This is a genomic window from Psychroflexus salarius, from assembly GCF_900129035.1.
Classification (GTDB): domain Bacteria; phylum Bacteroidota; class Bacteroidia; order Flavobacteriales; family Flavobacteriaceae; genus Psychroflexus; species Psychroflexus salarius.
The window spans coordinates 1-2,649 of sequence record NZ_FQTW01000028.1 but is presented as its reverse complement, the minus strand read 5'-3'; the positions used below and the strand labels follow the sequence as shown (position 1 = coordinate 2,649).

At 30.8% G+C, this 2,649-nt stretch carries 2 protein-coding genes; both read left to right on the top strand.

Going from position 1 to position 2,649, the window contains the following annotated elements:
- The first annotated feature begins 110 nt into the window (after positions 1–110).
- Positions 111–953: a tetratricopeptide repeat protein gene (locus BUB82_RS11515; RefSeq protein WP_073193773.1), complete on the top strand. Its 843-nt coding sequence runs from the start codon at positions 111–113 to the stop codon at positions 951–953.
- Between the two features lie 160 nt (positions 954–1,113).
- Positions 1,114–1,770, top strand: a complete 657-nt coding sequence (locus BUB82_RS11510) for an NADase-type glycan-binding domain-containing protein (RefSeq protein ID WP_073193772.1) — start codon at positions 1,114–1,116, stop codon at positions 1,768–1,770.
- Positions 1,771–2,649: the final 879 nt, after the last annotated feature.

Below are 2,649 nucleotides of genomic sequence, written 5' to 3'. Positions count from 1 at the left end.
AAGATAATTAGTAAAATTTAAAAATCTGGCTTGTGGCTCAACCGAAAAATAATCGCTAATTTGCACGCTACGAGCTATATACAAAACCGTTGTGCAACATTTAAAACGAAATGAGAACTGAAATTAAAGTATTTCTGATTATACTATTTGTGATAACTAATTCTTGCACAAATGAAGACAAAACTTCAAATAAAAAAACAGAAAGTGAAAGTTATGAATTAAATGTTGATAAAGAAAGACAAGAAGAAATCATAAATGAACATTTAAAAAACGGTGCTTGGAAATATCAACTATATTCTCAGGAATATCAGTCTGAAATTGATAAAGGATTAGCTAAAGACTCTACTATTGCATATTTATGGCAACAAAAATCAATGCCTTTACTTAAAAAAAGAAAATATGAAATAGGTATTGAATATCTCGATAAAGCAGTTAAATATGATAGAATAAAATGGCAGGATTATAGAGCTTTTATTAAGTGTATTTTTGCAAAAACTTATAGAGAAGCAATCTTGGATTTTGAAGATTACAAAGACAGATTTGGCTACGGATTTGTAATGGATCATTCATTTGACTTTTATATTGGATTATCATATTTACAACTAAATGAATTCGAGAAAGCAGACGAAATATTTCAAAAAGATTACAAATATCAATTAAAAGAGAATGGAAAGGATTGGATACATCATCTAGACTTGTTTTATTATGGTATCACAAAATATGAGTTAAAAGAATACCAAAAGGCTGTAGAATTTTTTGACTTATCCTTAGAAATATATCCTAATTTTTCAGAAGTTCAGTTGTATAAAGCTGTAACTTTAAGAAAATTAGGAAAAAATGATGAAGCGAAAAAATATGACGTTTTAGCTGAAATGAATGGGCGTAAAGGAAATACAATTAATGAAGCAAATTCTATATACGAATTGTATCCTTATCAATGGACTTGGGATTAAAAACGTTGCACAACAGCGTATATAGTTTATGGCGGAATTAGTGCAAAACTTAAAGTTTTTGTAATTTTAGATACGTAAAACCTTAACTGAAAAATTTGCGCATTTTTGCCCGCCACAAACCATATACGCGAGACGTTGTGGTGCATTTGAGAAAAACGATATGAAAATTAAATTAACGATATTCTTCTTAACCTTTAGTTCACTTCTGTTTTCACAAGAATTGAAAATGATTCAAGCTGTTCAAGGGAAAGACTCTGACTTTTTTGACTATGAAGATTATGAAGCACCTGATAAGCCAATAGGCGAACTGATATTCTTGAAAGGTTGCAGTTGGTATTGTGGTGGTTCAGTTAAATCTATTAACGCTTCGTCTGAATTAAAAGAAAATAACGGAATCAATTACTCAGCTAAAAATGCCCACGATTTTGACAAAAATACAGCTTGGGTAGAGGGAAAAACTGACTATGGAATTGGAGAATTTATAGAATATTGTTTCGACTTTAGTGAAATTAAAGGATATAAAGGCGGTTTGGGAATTAACCGAATTTTACTAGCAAACGGATACAAAAAAAACAAACTGACTTGGGATAATAATTCTAGAATTAAGCAACTGAAAGTTTATTTAAATGGAAAACCTTATGCAATTTTAAACCTTTTGGACTCATTTGAAATCCAAACAATTGACATTGGAGAAATAAAATTCCCAGTAAATAAAGAGACGAAACTAAAATTTGAGATAACTCAAGTTTACGAAGGAAAAAAATATAAAGACACTGCAATTAGCCTGTTAATGTTTGACGGAATTGGAGTGCATTAAAATAATAAAAACGACACCACAACAATGGCTATAAGTAATTGCTTGTTCTCGCCTACTTCTGAAAATCCGCGAGGATTTTCAGTTTGGTGTGTACTTGCAAAGTTTAGTGCTAAACCACGCAACTACTCATAGCCGATACCGTTACACATAAACACTCCGAAAAAACTCGAGTCGGATATATGACAGTTGGGAATCTGAATTTACCAAGTATTACCTGAAACGAATTGAAAAGCTGTTTTAAAAGTCGAAAATTTTGCTTAAAGCGAAAGTTGGTTTTTGAATCTTAACGAATAAAACGAAAATCTAAAAAAGTTGACTTTAATCGAATGTTGAGCATTGAGCAGCTATCTGAATTTGACAAATAATGCGTGAAAAACTTAGCAACGAATAAATTACGTAATTGGATTTTAATCGATATTTAGGAACACATTTGACAAATGACAATCATTGCGCAAAATATATAATAACCGAATGAAAATCAGAACAGTGGAATTATAGCACGTTTGAAAACAGATGACTTTACTATTAAAAACAAAATTTAAAAAATCTAGATTTATATAAAATGACTTCTGCTCTACTCGACGGAATTAAATAGCAAAACGAAAAAAATTTGAAACGTGAAAAGTGTTTCGTTCCAAGCAGTGCGTGTCGTGTCAATGTGTAACAACGGCTATAATGCATTGCGGGTTGGAATTTTCTGTTGAAAATTCCAGTTAAAAGTGTATTTTCGTTTTCAAGCGGAATAATTCTGCGAATGATTCCGCAACGACATCATAGCCAAGAACGTTGGCAGTAATATGAAAAAAGTCATTATCTACATTTGTTTTTTCTTTATTTTGGTAAGTTGTTTATCTAAAAAAGACAATGTTGATTCTGATT

Bases quoted from the DNA above. Each gene is read 5' to 3' on its own strand.
- BUB82_RS11515 (WP_073193773.1), top strand. From the start codon at position 111: ATGAGAACTGAAATTAAAGTATTTCTGATTATACTATTTGTGATAACT.
- BUB82_RS11510 (WP_073193772.1), top strand. From the start codon at position 1,114: ATGAAAATTAAATTAACGATATTCTTCTTAACCTTTAGTTCACTTCTG.